We start from the raw sequence: 17,901 nt of genomic DNA, 5'->3' as shown, positions 1-17,901 counted from the left end.
GACGTATAGTCTCGGCATGCCTTCTCTGACCAAGAAGTTCCCGACCAAGAAGATGAAGAAAACGGGGGCCGCGTTCCTCGCGGCCGTGACGATGTCCGGTGCGCTGGCGCTGACCGGGTGCACGCGCCTGGACACCACCTCCCCGGCCGACGCGCGCGCCGACGCCTCCGCGGACGTCCGGGCGCGGCCCGCCGGTGTCGACTGCCGGGAGGTCAAGTGCATCGCGCTGACCTTCGACGCCGGGCCCAGCGAGAACTCGCCGCGCCTGCTGGACATCCTCAAGGAGGAGGAGGTCCCCGCGACCTTCTTCCTCCTGGGCAAGCGGCACATCGAGAAGTACCCGGAGCTGGTGAAGCGGATGGCCGACGAAGGCCACGAGGTGGCCAGCCACACCTGGGACCACAAGATCCTCACCGAGCTGAGCCGGGACGAGATACGCGAGGAGCTGGAGCGGCCGAACGAGGCGATAGAGCGCCTGACCGGGCGCCGCCCGACGCTGATGCGCCCGCCCCAGGGCCGCACGGACGACACCGTGCACGAGATCTGCCGGGAGCTGGGGCTCGCGGAGGTGCTGTGGAGCGTGACGGCGAAGGACTACAAGACGAACGACTCGGACCTGATCCGCGAGCGGGTCCTGGACCAGTCCTCCCGGGACGGGATCATCCTGCTGCACGACATCTACCAGGGCACGGTGCCCGCCGTGCCCGGGATCATCGACGCCCTCAAGAAGCAGGGGTACGTCTTCGTGACCGTGCCGCAACTGCTCGCACCGGGCAAGGCCGAGCCCGGCGAGGTGTACCGGTGAACCCAGGCGTCACCAGACCAGACGCAGGCGGTACGGGGAGCGGTGGATCATCGTGGGCCGCATGGTGACCGGATCGTCCTCCGCGAGCCGCAGCCCTGGCAGCTTGCGCGTCAACTCCTCCAGCGTGATCCGCAGTTGTTCGCGCGCCAGCTGAGAACCAGGGCAGCCACACGGCGACCAACTCCCCCTGCAGGCGGGCGGACTGCCCGGCCGATGGGGGAAGGGCAGGGCGGCCCGTCCGTCGGCTCCGGGACTTCGCGCGGGCCCACGACAGCTGTACGTCCGTGCGTCGACGGGGCGTTGGGCCAAGTGTGTGAGCCGTATACGAGACCACCGTTGAGCTGGCCGGATTCCTTAGGATCGGGCCGTGGTCACCTTTCAGCTCGAACGCACCGCGCCGCTCTCGCCCGACGAGGCCTGGCGCCGCCTCACCGAGTGGCACCGCCACGGTGAGGTGGTCCCGCTGACCCGCGTCACCGTGGTCACACCCGGACCGAACCGGGAGGGCACGGTCTTCGTGGCGCGCTCGGGCCTCGGCCCGCTCGCCTTCGACGACCGGATGGAGGTCACCGTGTGGCGACCGCCGGCCGAGGACGCCCCGGGGCTGTGCCGGCTGGAGAAGCGGGGCCGGGTGGTGCTGGGCTGGGCCGAGATCGAGGTACGGCCCGGACCCGGCGGACGCGCCCGCGTGGTGTGGCGCGAGGAACTACGGATCCGCCTCCTCCCCCGCCTCTTCGACGCCCCGCTGCGGACAGCGGGGCGGTACGTCTTCGGACGCGCGGCGAACAGCCTGCTACGGCGACCGTGAAAGCCACGCGTAGGCACACCCTGCACGCCACCGAACCAGACCCGGGGGGCCTGCCGCGCCGCCCCCAAGCACGCCACCGATCCAGACCGCAGCACCCGCCGCACCAACCCCACGGCTGTCGCCGGACCGGCCCGCCGCGCCGAGCCGAGCCGCCGAGCCGCCAGGCGACCGCCGCACCCGCCCACCCCTCGGAGCCCCACACCCGCCCGCCGTACCGGCCTGCCACGCGGCGGGCGAAGGGTGCCTGTCAGACTGGTCCGTATGATCTCAAATCGAGCCGCGGGACCGGCAGTTGACGAGGTCGAGGAGTTGGCGGCGGACGCGTTGCGCTGGCTGCTCGCTCAGGCGCGGGAGGTCGCGGGCGGTGGCCTCGGCTGGCCCGAGCGGCCGTCGGACGCGGAACCCGAGGCGATGTTCTACAACGGCACGGCCGGGATCGTCCCGGCGCTGCTGGAGGCCTGGCGGCACTTCGGCGACGACCGCTACGCCGACACCGCGGTGCGCGCCGCCCGGGGCCTCGCGGCCGCCGTCGAGGACACCGAGGACAGTTCCCTGTACTTCGGCCTCACCGGCATCGCGCTCGCCCTGCACGCGGTCCACACCGGACTGGGCGACGACACCGCCGGTGCCGCCGCGGACCGTGCCATGGCGCTGGTGCGGGTCCGCTTCGACGGGACGCGTTGGGGCGAGCTGTTCGAGCTGATGGGCGGCAACGCCGGGATCGGCCTCGGGGCGCTGGCACTCGGGGACACCGAGTTCGCCGTACGGGCCGTGGAGCCGTATCTCGACGCGGCCGAGCGGACCGGGGCCGGGGTGCGGTGGGCCCACCGGCCCGGTGCGTCCGGGCGGATGCACCACATCTCGCACGGCACGCTCGGGATCGTCCCGGCGCTGGCCGTGATCGGCACCGCGGCCGGTCGCAGCGACCTCACCGACCTTGCGCTGGCGGGCGCCGCGGACGTCGTCTCCCGGGACGAGGCCGGCCCCGAGGGCTTCCTGGTCCCGCACTCCGACCCGCGGCACGGCGGCGAGCGCACCGCCCGCTACAACTACGGCTGGTGCCACGGCCCGGCCGGTGACGCGCAGGTCTTCCGGCTGCTGCGGGACGCCTTCGACGACTCCGCCTGGTCGGCGCTGGCCGACCGCTGCTGGCACACCGTCACCGGTTCCGGGCTGCCCGCGCGGCTGGGCCCGGGGTTCTGGGACAACAACGGCCGCTGCTGCGGCACCGCGGGCGTCCTCGCCCTGGCCTCGGACCGGATGGCGGAACAGGAAGAGACCCCGGACTTCGCCGGGGTCCTGGTCGCGGATCTCGCCGCGCGTGCCGTCCGGGACGCGCGGGGCGCCCGCTGGTCGAACGTGGAGCACCGGGCCACGCCCAGCGCCCTGGAGCCGGAGACCGGCTGGGCGATGGGCAACGCGGGCATCGCACGTGAACTGCTGCGTCACGTACGGCTGATCCGGGGCGGCGCTGTGGACTACGCCTTCGCCTGGCCGGACCAGCCCTCGGTGCGGCGAGCCTCGGGCGAGGCCACCGATCCGGCCCGCCAGGCCGGTGCCGGAGCCACGGCACGGGACTCAGCTCGCACGGCCGACCGACTCCACCCGGCCGACGCCGGGACCGCATAGCCGCAGCCGGCCAGTCGAACCACCGAACACACACGCCCCGCCGACACCGGGACCACACCGTCGCGGCCCGCCGGTCAGGCCACCGAGCCCATGCGCCCCGCCGACACCCGCACCGCACCGTCACAGCCCGCCAGACAAACCACCCAACACACACGCCCCGCCGACACCCGGGACCACACCATCGCGGCCCGCCGGTCAGGCCACCGAGCCGATGCGGCCCGCCGGTGCCGAGGTGGCGTCGTGGTGGATGGGCGTGTGGGCGCCGGTCAGGGAGACCCCGCTGCCGCCGCGCCGGTTCGCCACGATCTCGGAGGCGATCGACAGGGCCGTCTCCTCGGGCGTACGGGCGCCCAGGTCCAGGCCGATCGGGGAGCGCAGCCGGGCCAGTTCCAGCTCGGTGACGCCGACCTCGCGCAGCCGCTCGTTGCGTTCGAGGTGGGTGCGGCGCGAGCCCATCGCGCCGACGTAGGCGACCGGAAGCCGCAGGGCGAGCCGCAGCAGGGGTACGTCGAACTTGGCGTCGTGGGTGAGGACGCAGAGGACCGTCCTGGCGTCGACGTGGGTCCGCTCCAGGTACTGGTGCGGCCACTCCACGACGATCTCGTCGGCCTCCGGGAAACGGGCCGCGGTCGCGAAGACGGGCCGCGCGTCGCACACCGTCACCCGGTAGCCCAGGAACTTGCCGATCCGCACGAGCGCGGACGCGAAGTCGATGGCCCCGAAGACGATCATCCGCGGCGGCGGCACCGAGGACTCCACCAGCACCGTGAGCGGTGCTCCGCAGCGAGAGCCCTGCTCTCCGATCTCCAGGGTGCCGGTGCGGCCGGCGTCGAGCCAGGCACCGGCCTCGGCGGCGACCGTGCGGTCCAGCTCGGGATGGGCGCCGAAGCCACCGTCGTAGGAACCCTCGGGCCGGACGAGCATCGCCCGGCCCAGGAGTTCCGCGGGTCCGGACACGATGCGCGCCACCGCCGCCGTCTCCCCGCTCGTGGCCGCCCGCAGCGCGGACGCGAGCAACGGGCGGACGGCGTCGGTGGATCGTACCGGCGTGACCAGGATGTCGATGACGCCGCCGCAGGTCAGTCCGACCGCGAAGGCGTCCTCGTCGCTGTAGCCGAAGCGCTCCAGGACGGTCTCGCCGTCCTCCAGCGCCTGCCGGCACAGTTCGTAGACCGCGCCCTCCACACAGCCGCCGGAGACCGAGCCGATCGCCGTGCCGTCGGCGTCCACCGCGAGCGCGGCGCCGGGCTGGCGAGGGGCGCTGCCGCCGACCGCGACCACGGTCGCCACGGCGAAGTCACGCCCCTGCTCGACCCACCGGTGCAGCTCTTCGGCGATGTCCAGCATCTCTCGGTCTCCTCAATGCGGTGGTGTGGAGGGCGCCCGGCGAGGTCCTAGTGGACGCCGAGCCAGCTCTCGATCGGGTTGAGTGCGAAGAACACCAGGAAGATCGCCGTCAGCGCCCACATGAACGCCCCGATCTCCCGGATCTTGCCCTGAGCGGTCTTGATGGCCACGTAGGAGATGACACCGGCGGCGACACCCGCGGTGATCTGGTACGTGAACGGCATGATCACGACGGTCAGGAAGACCGGGATCGCCGTGGCGCGGTCGGCCCAGTCCACGTGCCGCGCGTTCATCATCATCATGGCGCCGATGACCACCAGGGCCGCGGCGGCGACCTCGCCGGGCACGATCGCCGTGATCGGCGTGAAGAACAGACAGGCCGCGAAGAACAGGCCGGTGACGACCGAGGCGAGACCCGTGCGGGCCCCCTCGCCGACGCCGGTGGCGGACTCGACGAAGACCGTCTGGCCCGAGGCGCCGGAGACGCCGCCGATCGCACCGCCCGCGCCGTCGATGAACAGCGCCTTGGACAGGCCCGGCATCCGTCCCTTGTCGTCGGCCAGCTTGGCCTCGGTGCCGACGCCGATGATGGTGGCCATCGCGTCGAAGAACCCGGCGAGCACCAGCGTGAACACGATCATGCCGACCGTCATCGCGCCGACCTCGCCCCAGCCGCCGAGCTCGACGTGGCCGAAGATCGAGAAGTCGGGCATCGACACCGCGCTGCCGTGCAGTTCGGGGGCGCCGCTGGCCCACTGCTTGGGGTCGATGACGCCGGCGGCGTTGAGGATCACGGCGACCAGCGTGCCGCCGACGATGCCGATCAGGATCGCGCCCGGGATGTTGCGCGCCTGGAGCATGAAGATCGCCAGCAGGGTCGCGGCGAACAACAGGACGGGCCAGCCGGCGAGTTCACCGGTGGGACCGAGGGTGAGCGGGGTGGCCTCGCCCTGCTGGACGAACCCGGCCTTGTTGAGGCCGATGATCGCGACGAACAGGCCGATGCCCATGGTGATCGCGTGCTTGAGCGCGAGCGGGATCGCGTTCATGATCATCTCGCGCAGGCCGGTGACGACCAGCAGCATGATGACGACGCCGTACATCACGCACATGCCCATGGCCTGCGGCCAGGTCATCTGCGGGGCGACCTGCGAGGCGAGGACGCCGGAGACGGAGAGGCCGGCGGCGAGGGCGAGCGGCACCTTGCCGAAGAAGCCCATCAGCAGCGTGGTGAAGGCCGCCGCGAACGCGGTCGCGGTGATCAGCGCCTTCTGGGCGAGCGTGTCCCCCGCCGCGTCCTTGCCGGACAGGATCAGGGGGTTGAGCAGAAGGATGTACGCCATCGCCATGAAGGTGGTGATGCCGCCGCGCACTTCGCGCGCGACGGTCGATCCTCTGTGGGATATGTGGAAGTACCGGTCGAGCCACGACCTGCCGGCGGGGAGGCGGGTGCCTTCGCCCGCGTCTTCGGCAGTGGTCGTCGGCTCCAGTGACTGCTGGGTCATGTGGGCCTACTCCCAAGGTTCATAGGGACACCCGTATGGGGACCGCCGGTGCGGCTACGGGATTTGGGAAGGTGCTTCGGCCGCACGACCCGGGGGACGGCCCGAGACGAACGATCTGGCGTGGATACTCCGGGCGGCGCGGCGAAGTGTGACGTTCCCGGCGCCGCCCGGAGGGACTTGCGGTGTTACTGGGCCGCCGTACCGGTGAGGTGCTCGGGCCGTACCGGCGTCCTGTTGAGCTCCAGCCCGGTCGCGTTCCGGATCGCCGCGAGGACGGCCGGAGTCGAGGAGAGGGTGGGAGCCTCGCCGATGCCGCGCAGCCCGTACGGGGCGTGGTCGTCGGCGAGTTCGAGCACGTCGACCGGGATGATCGGCGTGTCGAGGATCGTGGGGAGGAGGTAGTCCGTGAAGGACGGGTTGCGCACCTTCGCGGTCTTGGGATCGACGACGATCTCCTCCATCACCGCGATGCCCATGCCCTGGAGGGTGCCGCCCTGGATCTGCCCGAGGACGGACAGCGGGTTGAGCGCCTTGCCGACGTCCTGGGCACAGGCCAGCTCGATGACCTTGACCAGGCCGAGCTCGGTGTCGACTTCGACGACCGCGCGGTGCGCGGCGAAGGAGTACTGGACGTGGCCGTTGCCCTGGCCGGTGCGCAGATCGAAAGCCTCCGTCGGGCGGTGCCGCCACTCGGCCTCGATCTCGACGGACTCCCCTTCGAGCACGTCCACCAGGTCGGCGAGGACTTCGCCGCCGTCGGTGACGACCTTGCCGCCCTCCAGCAGGAGTTCGGCGGTGGCCCAGGCCGGGTGGTAGGAGCCGAACTTGCGGCGCCCGATCTCCAGGACCTTCTCGCGCACCAGCTCGCAGGAGTTCTTGACGGCGCCGCCGGTGACGTACGTCTGCCGGGAGGCCGAGGTCGAACCCGCCGAGCCCACCTGCGTGTCGGCCGGGTGGATGGTCACCTGGGTGACGCCCAGCTCGGTGCGGGCGATCTGCGCGTGGACGGTGACGCCGCCCTGGCCGACCTCCGCCATCGCGGTGTGCACGGTGGCGACGGGCTCGCCGCCCACGACCTCCATGCGCACCTTGGCGGTGGAGTAGTCGTCGAAGCCCTCGGAGAAGCCGACGTTCTTGATGCCGACGGCGTAGCCCACGCCCCGCACGACGCCTTCACCGTGCGTGGTGTTGGACAGACCGCCCGGCAGCTGCCGTACGTCCGCGCCCTCGCTGGACTCCCACTGGCGCTCCGGCGGCAGCGGCATCGTCTTGACGCGGCGCAGGAGTTCGGCGACCGGGGCCGGCGAGTCGACGGGCTGGCCCGTCGGCATGATCGTGCCCTGCTCCATGGCGTTGAGCTGCCGGAACTCCACCGGGTCCATGCCCAGTTCCGCCGCCAGCTTGTCCATCTGCGCCTCGTAGGCGAAGCACGCCTGGACCGCGCCGAAGCCGCGCATCGCGCCGCAGGGCGGGTTGTTGGTGTAGAGGGCGACGGCCTCGATGTCCACGTCGTCGATCACGTACGGGCCGACCGACAGGGAGGAGGCGTTGCCGACGACCGCCGGGGAGGCCGACGCGTAGGCGCCGCCGTCCAGGACGATCCGGCACTTCATGTGGGTGAGCTTGCCGTCCTTGGTGGCGCCGTGCTCGTAGGAGAGCTTCGCCGGGTGGCGGTGGACGTGCCCGAAGAAGGACTCGAAGCGGTTGTAGACGATCTTGACCGGCTTGCCGGTGCGCATCGCCAGCAGACAGGCGTGGATCTGCATCGACAGGTCCTCGCGACCGCCGAAGGCGCCGCCGACACCGGCCAGCGTCATCCGCACCTTCTCCTCGGGCAGGCCGAGGACGGGCGCGATCTGGCGCAGGTCGGAGTGCAGCCACTGGGTGGCGATGTAGAGGTGGACGCCGCCGTCCTCCTCGGGCACGGCGAGGCCGGACTCCGGGCCGAGGAAGGCCTGGTCCTGCATGCCGAAGGTGTACTCGCCCCTGACGATGACGTCGGCGCGCTTGGCGGCCTCGTCGGCGTTGCCGCGGATGATCGGCTGGCGGTGCACGATGTTCGGGTGCGGGACGTGACCGGAGTGGTGGTCGTCGCGGCCCTCGTGGACCAGGAGCGCGTCGGGCGCGGTCGCGGAGGCCTCGTCGGTGATGACGGGCAGCTCGCGGTACTCGACCTTGATCTTGGCGGCGGCGCGGCGCGCGGTCTCCGGGTGGTCGGCGGCGACGATGGCCACCGGCTCACCGTGGTGGCGCACCTTGCCGTGCGCGAGGACCGGGGTGTCCTGGATCTCCAGGCCGTAGTTCTTCACGTCGGTCGGCAGGTCGTCGTACGTCATGACGGCGTACACGCCCGCCGTCTTGAGCGCCTCGCTCGTGTCGATGGAGACGATCTCGGCGTGCGCGACGGTGGAGCGGAGGATCTGGCCCCAGAGCATGTCCTCGTGCCACATGTCGGACGAGTACGCGAACTCGCCGGTGACCTTGAGGGTGCCGTCCGGGCGCAGGGTGGACTCACCGATGCCGCCCTTGGTCTGGGAACCCTGGGTGATCTTCGTGGGAGCGCCGTTGGTGGGCATCGTCAGACCGCCTCTCCCTGCCGGGCGGCCGCCAGGCGGACCGCGTCCATGATCTTCTCGTAGCCGGTGCAGCGGCACAGGTTGCCCGAGAGCGCCTCGCGGATGTCCGCGTCGCTCGGGTTGGGGTTGCGCTCCAGCATCTCGTCGGCGGCGACCAGCAGACCCGGGGTGCAGAAGCCGCACTGGACGGCACCGGCGTCGATGAACGCCTGCTGGATCGGGGAGAGTTCGGTGCCCTCGCCGGTCTGCGAGTCCTGGCCCTTGGCCGTCCACTTCTTGGCCTCGTCGACCGAGCCGCCCCCGCAGGCACCGGTGGCGCAGCCGCCCTCGGCGCGCTGCTTGGCGTAGTCGGCGAGCCCCTCCACGGTCACGACCTCGCGGCCCTCGACCTGGCCCGCGGCGACCAGACAGGAACACACCGGCACGCCGTCGAGCCGCACGGTGCAGGAACCGCACTCGCCCTGCTCACAGGCGTTCTTGGAGCCGGGCAGGCCCATCCGCTCGCGCAGCACGTACAGAAGGCTCTCGCCCTCCCAGACGTCGTCGGCTTCCTGCGGACGTCCGTTGACAGTGAAGTTGACGCGCATCAGGCGACACTCCCCTTCTGATTGGCGTGGCCTTCAGTGCCGCGGTAGGACTCCCAGGTCCAGGTGAGCGTGCGGCGGGCCATGATGCCGACCGCGTGCCGGCGGTAGCTCGCCGTGCCCCGGACGTCGTCGATGGGGTTGCAGGCGGCGGAGCACAGGTCCGCGAACTGCTTGGCGACCGACGGGGTGATGATCTTGCCGTTGTCCCAGAAGCCGCCCTCTTCGAGCGCCGCGTTCAGGAACTCCTCGGCCGCCTTGGCCCGCACGGGGGTGGGGGCGGCCGAGCCGATGCCCGTCCGCACGGTCCGCGTCTCGGGGTGCAGCGCGAGCCCGAAGGCGCACACCGCGATGACCATGGCGTTGCGGGTTCCCACCTTCGAGTACTGCTGGGGCCCGTCCGCCTTGGCGATGTGCACGGCGCGGATCAGCTCGTCGGGCGCCAGCGCGTTGCGCTTCACGCCGGTGTAGAACTCGTCGATGGGGATACGGCGGGACCCGCGCACCGACTCGACCTCGACCTCGGCGCCCGCCGCGAGGAGGGCGGGGTGGGCGTCGCCGGCCGGGGAGGCGGTGCCGAGGTTGCCGCCGACGCCGCCGCGGTTGCGGATCTGCGGGGAGGCGACCGTGTGCGAGGCGAGGGCGAGACCCGGCAGCTCGGCGCGGAGGTTCTCCATGATGCTCGTGTAGGGGACGGAGGCGCCGAGCCGTACGCTCTCCTCGCCGACCTCCCACTCGTAGAGATCGCCGATGCGGTTGAGGTCGAGGAGGTACTCGGGCCGGCGGTGGTCGAAGTTGATCTCGACCATCACATCGGTGCCACCCGCAATCGGCACAGCGGTGGGGTGCTCTGCCTTCGCGGCGAGCGCCTCCTCCCAGCTGGCGGGGCGAAGGAAGTCCATGACCGGCTCTCTTCTTCGTCTCGTGAGTCGTACGGATTGAGCCAGTTCGTGTGCGGCGGGTCCGGCTCGTTCATGTGCTGTTAACGCGGAGTGAGGTCAGTACACAGCGCCGTACTCCACCGGGGTCAGTCACGGAAACCATGAAGGAGTTGGCTGGCCAGCCTGGTCATCTTGTAGATTCGTATGAACGGAGGTCATCAGTAACCTCTTGGTTTTCCTGTGGAAACGTGCGACGCACGCCACGTGACCTGGGACACAGCCGAAACGTGACCCACGGGACGGCGAGCGTCGCCCTCCGGCCCGCCGGACGGGCCCGAGACCTCATCTTTCACCTGGATCCATCGTAGATTTCGAGACAAAGAACGGCGGCGACGAGAATGCGGCTGCGCGCACTGCTGGACACGGACGCGCTGGGCCTCAAGCTGCTCGGCGGCGAAGAGGAACTGGACCGCACGGTCCGTGGCGTCATGACCACGGACCTGAGGGACCCCAGCCGCTACCTGTCGGGCGGCGAGCTCGTCCTCACGGGCCTCGCCTGGCGCCGCGACTCCGCGGACGCCGAACCGTTCGTACGGATCCTGGCGCAGGCCGGGGTGGCCGCCCTGGCCGCCGGCGAGGCCGAGCTGGGCGACGTCCCCGAGGACCTGGTCACGGCCTGCGCCCGCCACCGCCTCCCGCTGTTCGCCGTGCACGAGTCGGTGGCCTTCGCGACGATCACCGAGCACGTCGTACGGCAGGTCTCGGGCGAGCGCGCCGGGGACCTCGCGGCGGTCGTGGACCGGCACCGCCGGATGATGACCTCGGGTCCGGCCGGGGGCGGCCCGGACGTCGTCCTGGACCTCCTGGGCACCGACCTGGACCTGCGGGCGTGGGTGCTCTCCCCCACCGGCCGGCTGATCGCCGGTTCGAAGGCCGACAAGCCGCTGCTCCCGGCCGACATGTGCGCCAAGCTCGCCGCCGAGCACCTGGCCGCCGCCCGCACCGGCCGGCGTGGGCCGCACCGGATCACGCTCGGCTCGACGCCGTACTCCCTCTTCCCGATCCGCAGCACCGGCCGCTCCCCGCAGGCCTCGCGCGACGTCCGCGAGACGGTGCTGTCGGACTGGCTGCTGGCCGTGGAGGCGGACGCCGGGGACTGGCCGGAGGAGCGGATCGACCTGCTGCAGGGCGTCACCCAGCTGATCGCGGTGGAGCGGGACCGCAGGGACGCGGCCCGCACGGTCCGCCGCCGGCTCGCGCAGGAGGTCCTGGAGCTCGTCCAGACCGGCGCCGCGCCCGCCGAGATCGCCGCCCGCCTGCGGGTGGCCGCCCCGGTCCTGCTGCCCGGCCTCGGCGCGGCCCCGCACTGGCAGGTCGTGGTGGCCCGGGTCGAGTGGGACGGCGGCGAGGTGGAGGGCGGCCCGGTGGCCCAGTCGCTGCTGGAGGAGATCCTGGCCGACCCGCTGGCCACCGGCCCCGAGCCCTCGGACCGGATCGCCGTGGCGCACACCGGCGACGAGGCGATCGCGCTGGTGCCGCTTCCCGCGGTCGCCGCCGAGCACGACGGCTCGGAGACGGGGATCATGGCGGACGCGCTCCTGGAGTCGGTCCGGGACCCGCTGTCGGCGGGCCTGGACGACGACGGCCGGGTCACGCTCGGCGTCAGCGCGGCGGTGCACTCGGCGGAGGGGCTGCGCGGGGCGCTGGAGGAGGCCCGGCACGCCCGGCGGGTGGCGGCGGCGCGCACCGGCCGCGTGTGCGCGGCGGGCCACCAGGAGCTGGCCTCGCACGTGCTGCTGCTCCCCTTCGTCCCGGACGACGTCCGACGGGCCTTCACCGCCCGTCTGTTGGACCCGCTGCGGGACTACGACCGCCGCCACCGGGCCGAGTTGATCCCGACCCTGGAGGCGTTCCTGGACTGCGACGGCTCCTGGACGCGCTGTGCGACCCGGCTGCACCTGCACGTCAACACCCTGCGCTACCGGGTGGGACGAATCGAGCAGTTGACGAGCCGGGACCTGTCCCGGCTCGAGGACAAGCTCGATTTCTTCCTCGCGTTGCGGATGAGCTGAGGCCGGGCGGGCGGCTCGAGTCCGGCTCCGCTGTCCCACGACTTTGTGAAATCCTTCACCTACCCCCTTGGCCTGCGTGGGCCGCAGATGCTGAAATGCGCCCACCACTCAAAGCTCAAAGGCGTGCTCGGGGAGGGCAACGTGGCGCATACCGCCATGTCTGGTAACGGAACGACCGCCGGTGACGATCCACTCCAGACCGCGGTATGGCGGCTGCGCTCACGGGCATGCTGGGCCGACGCGGCCGCCCTTCTGCGCCCCGACACCCCGGCCGCCTCGCTCCAGCGCGCCGCGCTGCTGGTGGAACGGTGTCTGTACACCGAGCAGGGCTGGGAGGACGCGGAGGACGCGCTGCGTACGGCGGAGGCGGCGGCGCACACCGACGAGGAGCGGGGGGCGGCCGCTTGTGAACGCGGGCAACTTGCCTACGCGGCCACGCTGCACACGGTCCGCGACCGCGCGGACGAGGCGCGGGCGGCGCTGGGCAGGGCGGCGGCGCTGATCCCGCCGGGCGCGCCGGGCCGGGCGCTGCTGGACTTCCGGCGGGGCCTGCTGGCGGAGAACCTGGCCCGCTCCCCGCAGGCGGCGCGGGCGGCCTACCGCAGGGCCCACGCGGCGGCGACGGCGCACGCCGACCCGCTGCTGCTCTCCTTCACCTGGCGCCACCTCGCGGGACTGGCCCTGCGAGACGGCGAGTTGGCGGAGGCCCGGCACGGCTTCGCGGAATCCCTGCGGATCCGGGAGGAGTTGGGCTACCTGGTGGGCACGGCCCCGGCGCTGGCCTCCCTGGCGGACACCGAGACGGAACCCGAGGCCTCCCGCCTCCGGGAGGAGGCCCGCCGCCTGTTCCGCCTCCTGGGCGGCGTCCCGACCTGGCTCGCCACCCACCTGGCCCAGGCACCACCGACACCGGGAGCGGCGACCGCGTAAGACAGCCGCCTTGATCGACACGGACGGCTGCCCGCGACGGAGAGCGGCCGCCTATCGACGGGAGGCGGCCACCCTGCGACGGGAGGGCGGCTGCCCTGCCGCGTGAGTTGGCTACCCCGCGATGGACGGACAGCTGCCTCGCGACGGGCGGCGGTTGCCCCGCGATGGGAGGCGGTTGCCCAGCGACGGGAGGGCGGCTGCCCTGCCACGTGCGGCGGGTACCCCGCGATGGACGGGCGGCTGCGTCGTGACGGGCGGCGGTTGCCCCGCGATGGGAGGCGGTTGCCCAGCGACGGGAAATGGCCCGCCCTGCGACGGGAGGCGGACGCCCAGCGATGGGAGGGCGGCTGCCCTGCCACGTGCGGCGGCTGCGCCGCGATGGGAGATGACGCCCTGTGACGGGAGGGCGGCTGCCCTGTCGCGTGAAGTGGCCGCCCTGCACCCCGAGGCGGCTGGCCCTCGGCCGAGAGCGGCGGTTCTACGACGCCCCCGCGAAGTGCTCCCCCACCAGCGCGCGCACCACGTCCAGGTCCCGGGCGATCAGGGCGTCCAGGAGGGCCGTGTGCTCCGCCGCGTCGGCGAGCAGTTCGGCGCGGCCCCGGGTGGGGTGCGGGCCCACCAGGGGCCACTGGGAGCGGCGGTGCAAGTCCTCGGCGATGTGGACCAGTTGGCCGTTGCCGGAGAGGGCCAGGATCGCGGTGTGGAAGGCCCGGTCCGATTCGGCGTACGTCGCCCGGCAGCCGCTCGCGGCCGCCCGTACCGTCGCCTCGGCCAGCGGGCGCAGGTCGGCCCAGCGCTGCGACGGGACCGTGCGCGCCAGGCGCAGCATCACCGGGACCTCGATCAGCGCCCGTACCTCGGCCAGTTCCGCCAGTTCGCGGACGCCGCGCTCGACCACCCGGAAGCCCCGGTTGGGCACGACCTCCACCGCGCCCTCGAGGGCCAGTTGCTGCATGGCCTCGCGGACCGGGGTCGCGGAGACACCGAAGCGCTCGCCGAGGGCGGGGGCCGAGTAGACCTCGCCGGGCGTCAGCTCACCGGTCACCAGCGCGGTGCGCAGCGCGTCCAGGATCTGGCCGCGCACCGAGGACCGCTGAACTGCGGCCCTGGGACGGGGAATCGGCGGTTCGCTGTGGGTGTGCTCGCCCCGGACCCCGTCCCGGTCCGCCGCTCCGGGCTGCACCGGCACCCTGGCCTCGCCCCGGACCTGCGGAACTCCCGCCCGCTCGGCGGCCCGCGCCTCACTGGAGCCCTGCGCACCCTGGTTCACGGGCTCCTCCTCCGGACGTTTCAGTACTTGGGGTCATTACGGCGGGTTGCCACTCGCCCGTCAAGCACGATAAGCGCACCGGCCGTCAGTTCAAATCTCCGCGATCTTGGGTAAGGTAAGGCTTACCTGAAAATCGACCTCGATCGGGAGACCCGGATGCCTGTACCCCGTTCCGCCACGACGGACGCGTACACACGGCTCACCGAAGTCCTCCCGTCACTCGCGGTGACCGAGCTCACCCCTGCGGACCCCACCCCCTCCGGCCCCGGCTGGGTCACCGCCGCCGACCTCGCCGCGGGCGGCGCCGCCCTCGACGCCTTCCTGGCCTGGGACGACGCCCAGATCCTGCGCGACTACGAGCGGCAGGCCCGCCCGGACGTGACCGCCAGCTTCGGCCTGCACCGCTACGCCTGGCCCGCCGTCCTGCTGATCACCGTCCCGTGGTTCCTGCACCGCCGCGTCCCGCGCCTGCCCGTGACGCATGTCTCCTACGACCGGAACGCCGAAGGCCTCCCCCTGGGCCGTATGGCGGTCCGTCCGACCGCCGGCTTCGCGTGCCTGCCGGACGACCCGGCGGCGGACCTCCCCGGCGCCCGTGTGGCCCCCGACGAGGGGGCCCTGCGGGCCGCGGTCCGGGAGGCGATCGCCGAGCATCTGGAGCCGGTGCTCGCCGCCTTCGGCCCCCGGATGCGCCGCCGCGGCCACGCCCTGTGGGGCATGGCGACCGACGAGACCGTCGAGAGCCTGTGGTACATCGGCCAGCTCCTCGACGAGGAGGAGCGGGCGATGCGCGAGCTGGAGCTGCTGCTGCCGGGCTCCACCAAGCCCTACGCCGGATCGGCGGCCTTCCGGGTACTGACCGGCCCCAACGGCGAGGCGCTGACCACCCGCGACCGGGTGAGCTGCTGCATGTACTACACCCTGGCGCCCGAGGACACGTGCGGCACCTGCCCCCGCACCCGGGACGCCGACCGCGTCACCAAGCTGCTGGCGGCGGTCGGTTGACGCCCTGTCGGGCACGAGCACCCCACAGGCTCCCGTAAGATCAACTCCCGAGGACCGCCCGCATGGTTACAGGCGTTTCACAACTTCCTCACTCGTCGCAGGAACTTTCCGTGGAACCACCCGTACGGGTACTCTTATTCGAACTCAACTCCCGCCCCTCAAGCGGCAGTTCGAGCAGAACGCCGCCCTGGGCATCCCCTTGCACTTCCTTGGCGGCCTCTTGCCCCGAAACCCCCTGAGGGCCGGTGCGATTGGGCCACTATGGCGGGCGTTACGCCCTATCCCAATGCAAGGGACCCCAGATGAGACTGACCGACATATCGCTGAACTGGCTGCTTCCGGGCGCCGTACTGCTCCTGGGCACGCTGGCGGCGGTGGCGGTGCTGGCGCGCGGAAAGCGCTCCTCGGGGAAGGACACGGGTGCCGAGGACTCGTGGGAGCGCAGCGAAGAGCGACGCAGGCGCAAGGAGGCCATATACGGCACCGTCTCCTATGTGCTCCTGTTCTGCTGTGCCGCGGTGGCGGCGGCGCTCTCCTTCCACGGGCTGGTCGGATTCGGCGAGCAGAACCTCGGCCTCACCAACGGCTGGCAGTACCTGGTCCCGTTCGGCCTGGACGGGGCCGCGATGTTCTGTTCCGTCCTCGCGGTGCGGGAGGCGAGCCATGGTGACGCGGCCCTCGGCTCCCGGATACTCGTGTGGACGTTCGCCTTCGCCGCGGCCTGGTTCAACTGGGTGCACGCGCCGAGGGGCATCGGTCACGACGGTGCCCCCCACTTCTTCGCCGGCATGTCCCTGTCCGCGGCGGTGCTCTTCGACCGGGCGCTGAAGCAGACCCGCCGGGCCGCCCTGCGCGAGCAGGGTCTGGTGCCGAGGCCGCTTCCGCAGATCCGCATCGTCCGCTGGCTGCGGGCACCCCGGGAGACCTACCGGGCCTGGTCCCTGATGCTCCTGGAGAACGTGCGCAGCCTGGACGAGGCGGTCGAGGAGGTGCGCGAGGACAAGCACAAGAAGGACGAGCAGCGCATGCGGCGCCGCGAGGCGCAGCGCGTGGAGCGTGCCCAGCTGAAGGCGATCAGTCGCGGCCACCGCGGCTTCGTCGGCCGCGGCGGCGGTCGGCAGGTGGAGGTGCAGGCCGTGGAGCGGGGCTCCGACCTGGTCACCGCGGAGCCTGCCATATCGGCGCCGGAACAGCTGCCCGTGCGTACGCGGCCCTCACTTCAGCCCGCCCGCAAAGGTTCTGAGGCGATGACCGTCGACCTCACCGCGGAGGACGACACCATGGCCCTGCCGCGCCTGGACTCGCTGGAGCGCAAGCTCAAGGACCTGGAGCAGCAGTTCGGCTGAAAACCGCTCACCTCAGGTGAACCGCGGGAGGGGGTACGGTGAATTCGCCGTACCCCCTCCCGCTGCTTTTCCCCGCTTCCGGCCCGTCGCTCACGCGGCTTCCGCGCCGAGCTCGAACCACACCGCCTTGCCCACCCCGTGCGGCTGTACGCCCCACGCGTCCGCGAGGGACTGCACCAGAACCAGGCCCCTGCCGTGCGTACCGTCGTCGGCGTCCGGTACGCGCACCGTGGGCCTGCGGGCCACGAAGTCCCTTACCTCCACCCGGAGTCCGTCCGGCCCCACCGTGGCGGTCAGCACCGCGTCGTGGTCGGTGTGGACGATGGCGTTGGTGACGAGTTCGCTGGTCAGCAGCTCCGCTATCTCCGATCGTCCGGGCCGGCCCCAGTGCTGTAACAGCGCCCTCAGCTCCCTGCGCGCCTCGGGCACCGCCCTGAGATCCGCGCGTCCGAGTCTGCGCTTGAGCCGGCATGGCGGCGCCGGTTCCGCGACGCCGTCCGCCATGTCCTCCGCCGTGTCCGCCGAGAAGGCCCCGATCGCGATGGGACCGCCCCCTCGTGCCTGCCTCTTCATGACCCCCGCCCGCGTGCCGATGACGTTCCCCTCCTGCTCGAACACGTTCACGGGATCCATGCCCGTCAGAGCACGTGGCAGTCATGTCGAATCGTCAACGACCAGGCGTTCGGCCACGAGGAGACCGCGCCGGGGTGAACTCCGGTACGTCCGAACGGGACGGCGGAGCGACACGGTCGGATCCGCCCCGGAGAACACCCTGGTGGGCGCGCGGCGGCCGAACCGGGTGCGGACGGAACCCCACCACCAGGTGAAGAGCCGCCCGCCCGAGCCGACCAAGACCCATCGGCCGAACTGACCATCCCCGTCTGCCGATCCGGCCGTATACGGACGCTGGGGCGGGTGGGCGCAGGCCGCTGAAGCATGGTCAGGAGGCGTGTACGGGCCGCTGGAAGCGAGTGTGTGCGGACCCCGGACCAGGGCGCGGGGGGGGCCATTGGGAACCGGTACGTGCGGCCCCGAGCCAGGGCACCCGCAGGCCGTTGGGAGCTGGTCGTGTGCGGGCTCCGGACCGAGGCGCGGGCGGGTCGTTGGAGCGAGGTGCGTAGGGGCCCCGGACCAGGGCGCCCG

The 17,901-nt window shown here is 72.1% G+C and carries 14 protein-coding genes and 1 pseudogene; 7 read left to right on the top strand and 8 right to left on the bottom strand.

Going from position 1 to position 17,901, the window contains the following annotated elements; genetic code table 11:
- Nucleotides 1-16 precede the first annotated feature (16 nt).
- Nucleotides 17-805, top strand: coding sequence for a polysaccharide deacetylase family protein (locus tag AC068Z_RS25955; protein ID WP_478560128.1), 789 nt, complete (start codon nt 17-19; stop codon nt 803-805).
- A gap of 9 nt (nt 806-814) precedes the next feature.
- On the opposite strand, the pseudogene AC068Z_RS25950 reads toward AC068Z_RS25955, so the two are convergent.
- Nucleotides 815-973: pseudogene (locus tag AC068Z_RS25950) on the bottom strand (cytochrome P450); the annotation flags it as partial.
- Between the two features lie 199 nt (nt 974-1,172).
- Between AC068Z_RS25950 and AC068Z_RS25945 the strand changes: the two are divergent.
- On the top strand, nt 1,173-1,613 hold the full coding sequence (locus tag AC068Z_RS25945) for an SRPBCC family protein (protein WP_478560125.1): 441 nt from the start codon (nt 1,173-1,175) through the stop codon (nt 1,611-1,613).
- 261 nt (nt 1,614-1,874) lie between these two features.
- Nucleotides 1,875-3,242: a lanthionine synthetase LanC family protein gene (locus tag AC068Z_RS25940; RefSeq protein WP_478560122.1), complete on the top strand. Its 1,368-nt coding sequence runs from the start codon at nt 1,875-1,877 to the stop codon at nt 3,240-3,242.
- A 195-nt stretch (nt 3,243-3,437) separates the two neighbouring features.
- Here the strand turns inward: AC068Z_RS25940 and AC068Z_RS25935 are convergent, their stop codons facing one another.
- From AC068Z_RS25935 to AC068Z_RS25915, 5 genes are all read right to left on the bottom strand, one after another.
- Entirely contained in the window at nt 3,438-4,589 is a 1,152-nt protein-coding gene (locus tag AC068Z_RS25935; RefSeq protein WP_478560119.1) for an XdhC family protein, read from the bottom strand.
- A 47-nt stretch (nt 4,590-4,636) separates the two neighbouring features.
- Complete coding sequence (locus tag AC068Z_RS25930) at nt 4,637-6,094, bottom strand: NCS2 family permease (protein ID WP_478560116.1); 1,458 nt, start codon at nt 6,092-6,094, stop codon at nt 4,637-4,639.
- A 185-nt stretch (nt 6,095-6,279) separates the two neighbouring features.
- Nucleotides 6,280-8,670: a xanthine dehydrogenase family protein molybdopterin-binding subunit gene (locus AC068Z_RS25925; protein WP_478560113.1), complete on the bottom strand. Its 2,391-nt coding sequence runs from the start codon at nt 8,668-8,670 to the stop codon at nt 6,280-6,282.
- A gap of 2 nt (nt 8,671-8,672) precedes the next feature.
- Nucleotides 8,673-9,257, bottom strand: coding sequence for a (2Fe-2S)-binding protein (locus AC068Z_RS25920; protein WP_478560110.1), 585 nt, complete (start codon nt 9,255-9,257; stop codon nt 8,673-8,675).
- The gene (locus tag AC068Z_RS25915) at nt 9,257-10,156 is read right to left on the bottom strand and encodes an FAD binding domain-containing protein (RefSeq protein ID WP_478560107.1); all 900 of its coding nucleotides are present in this window, start codon (nt 10,154-10,156) and stop codon (nt 9,257-9,259) included. Before AC068Z_RS25915 ends, AC068Z_RS25920 begins: the two co-directional genes overlap by 1 nt.
- A gap of 377 nt (nt 10,157-10,533) precedes the next feature.
- Between AC068Z_RS25915 and AC068Z_RS25910 the strand changes: the two genes are divergently transcribed.
- Nucleotides 10,534-12,207 (top strand): PucR family transcriptional regulator, encoded by a 1,674-nt coding sequence (locus AC068Z_RS25910; protein ID WP_478560104.1) that lies wholly within the window; start codon nt 10,534-10,536, stop codon nt 12,205-12,207.
- A gap of 156 nt (nt 12,208-12,363) precedes the next feature.
- Nucleotides 12,364-13,137: a hypothetical protein gene (locus tag AC068Z_RS25905; RefSeq protein WP_478560101.1), complete on the top strand. Its 774-nt coding sequence runs from the start codon at nt 12,364-12,366 to the stop codon at nt 13,135-13,137.
- A gap of 478 nt (nt 13,138-13,615) precedes the next feature.
- On the opposite strand, the gene AC068Z_RS25900 is transcribed toward AC068Z_RS25905, so the two are convergent.
- Nucleotides 13,616-14,407 (bottom strand): GntR family transcriptional regulator, encoded by a 792-nt coding sequence (locus AC068Z_RS25900; protein WP_478560098.1) that lies wholly within the window; start codon nt 14,405-14,407, stop codon nt 13,616-13,618.
- Nucleotides 14,408-14,563: 156 nt separating this feature from the next.
- Between AC068Z_RS25900 and AC068Z_RS25895 the strand changes: the two genes are divergently transcribed.
- Nucleotides 14,564-15,412, top strand: a complete 849-nt coding sequence (locus AC068Z_RS25895) for a (2Fe-2S)-binding protein (protein ID WP_478560095.1) — start codon at nt 14,564-14,566, stop codon at nt 15,410-15,412.
- A gap of 302 nt (nt 15,413-15,714) precedes the next feature.
- On the top strand, nt 15,715-16,758 hold the full coding sequence (locus tag AC068Z_RS25890) for a DUF2637 domain-containing protein (RefSeq protein ID WP_478560093.1): 1,044 nt from the start codon (nt 15,715-15,717) through the stop codon (nt 16,756-16,758).
- A 90-nt stretch (nt 16,759-16,848) separates the two neighbouring features.
- Here the strand turns inward: AC068Z_RS25890 and AC068Z_RS25885 are convergent, their stop codons facing one another.
- On the bottom strand, nt 16,849-17,331 hold the full coding sequence (locus AC068Z_RS25885; protein WP_478560979.1) for an ATP-binding protein: 483 nt from the start codon (nt 17,329-17,331) through the stop codon (nt 16,849-16,851).
- Nucleotides 17,332-17,901: the final 570 nt, after the last annotated feature.

Source organism: Streptomyces sp. NPDC043726 (assembly GCF_056436565.1).
Note: the sequence above shows the minus strand (reverse complement) of the source record. Positions and strands in the feature narration are given on the sequence as shown.

Bases quoted from the DNA above. Each gene is read 5' to 3' on its own strand.
- AC068Z_RS25935 (WP_478560119.1), bottom strand. From the start codon at position 4,589: ATGCTGGACATCGCCGAAGAGCTGCACCGGTGGGTCGAGCAGGGGCGT.
- AC068Z_RS25925 (WP_478560113.1), bottom strand. From the start codon at position 8,670: ATGCCCACCAACGGCGCTCCCACGAAGATCACCCAGGGTTCCCAGACC.
- AC068Z_RS25940 (WP_478560122.1), top strand. From the start codon at position 1,875: ATGATCTCAAATCGAGCCGCGGGACCGGCAGTTGACGAGGTCGAGGAG.
- AC068Z_RS25915 (WP_478560107.1), bottom strand. From the start codon at position 10,156: ATGGACTTCCTTCGCCCCGCCAGCTGGGAGGAGGCGCTCGCCGCGAAG.
- AC068Z_RS25895 (WP_478560095.1), top strand. From the start codon at position 14,564: ATGCCTGTACCCCGTTCCGCCACGACGGACGCGTACACACGGCTCACC.
- AC068Z_RS25910 (WP_478560104.1), top strand. From the start codon at position 10,534: ATGCGGCTGCGCGCACTGCTGGACACGGACGCGCTGGGCCTCAAGCTG.
- AC068Z_RS25955 (WP_478560128.1), top strand. From the start codon at position 17: ATGCCTTCTCTGACCAAGAAGTTCCCGACCAAGAAGATGAAGAAAACG.
- AC068Z_RS25885 (WP_478560979.1), bottom strand. From the start codon at position 17,331: ATGAAGAGGCAGGCACGAGGGGGCGGTCCCATCGCGATCGGGGCCTTC.
- AC068Z_RS25930 (WP_478560116.1), bottom strand. From the start codon at position 6,094: ATGACCCAGCAGTCACTGGAGCCGACGACCACTGCCGAAGACGCGGGC.
- AC068Z_RS25905 (WP_478560101.1), top strand. From the start codon at position 12,364: ATGTCTGGTAACGGAACGACCGCCGGTGACGATCCACTCCAGACCGCG.
- AC068Z_RS25920 (WP_478560110.1), bottom strand. From the start codon at position 9,257: ATGCGCGTCAACTTCACTGTCAACGGACGTCCGCAGGAAGCCGACGAC.
- AC068Z_RS25890 (WP_478560093.1), top strand. From the start codon at position 15,715: ATGAGACTGACCGACATATCGCTGAACTGGCTGCTTCCGGGCGCCGTA.